The following is an 868-nucleotide window of genomic DNA, read 5'->3' on the forward strand; positions in this document are numbered from 1 at the left end:
CCGGGACTGCAGCCGGAGCGCACGGAACTCGCGTGGCGGCGGACTGCGCTCGCCATCGCGATCGGCTCGGTGGTCTCCCTCAGGATCTTCCCCCTTCTGCTGCCGGCCGACGCGGCTGCGTGGGGACTCGCGCCGGGAGTTGTCGGCATCGGCGCTGCATGCACGTTTTGGCTGGCCGCCCGGCGCCGACAGCTGCAGACGACCGCCGCCCTGCACTCCTCGACACCGGCGGAGCTCTCCACACCGGCGGAGCTCTCTTCCGAGGCGATGCCCGGAGGCGGGATGCTTCTCGCCTTGACGGCGCTCGCCGCCGCCTTCGGCGCCGTCTCCCTCGCCATCGTCGCGGTGTCTCTCCTCGTTCGCTGAGTGGGCTGGCGCTCGTCCTCCCGGCAACGACAGATCACACCCGCAGCAGCCCTTCACACCCGCAGCGGAACAGAACGCGTGTCGTTTCGCGAGGTCGTTGTTCGTGTCGTCGGGGGTCGTGGTGTCGGGGGTTGTGGGGTGCGCCAGCGTCTGGTGGGGTCCCACCAGGCGGGTCCGCGGACGTGGGGTGTGCCGTGGCGCATGCGGATCTCCCATCCGGAGGTGTCGAGGGTTCTGTGGTGGTGCCAGCAGAGGGCGACGCCGTTGTCGGTGTGGGTGGGACCGCCGCGGGCGTGCTCGTGGACGTGGTGGATCTCGCACCAGGTCGCGGGGACGTGGCAGCCGGGGATGAGGCACTCACGGTCGCGGAGGGTGATCGCGCGACGCTGATGCGCGGTGAAGATCCGGTCGGTGGTGCTGATGCCGATGATCCGCCCGTGCGGGTCGAACAGCACCCGTTGCACCCCGCCCGCGCACGCGGTGTGGACGGCGACACGGGTGG

Annotated in this window: 2 protein-coding genes; both read left to right on the top strand. The window is 71.1% G+C overall.

Going from position 1 to position 868, the window contains the following annotated elements; all coding sequences use genetic code 11:
* On the top strand, nt 1–366 hold a 366-nt coding region (locus ACNPM4_RS15800), incomplete at its 5' end, for a DUF202 domain-containing protein (RefSeq protein ID WP_448986312.1).
* Between the two features lie 239 nt (nt 367–605).
* Nucleotides 606–868 (top strand): hypothetical protein (locus ACNPM4_RS15805; protein ID WP_448986313.1); only part of this gene is annotated, 263 nt, incomplete at its 3' end.

Source organism: Microbacterium umsixpiens (assembly GCF_053543675.1).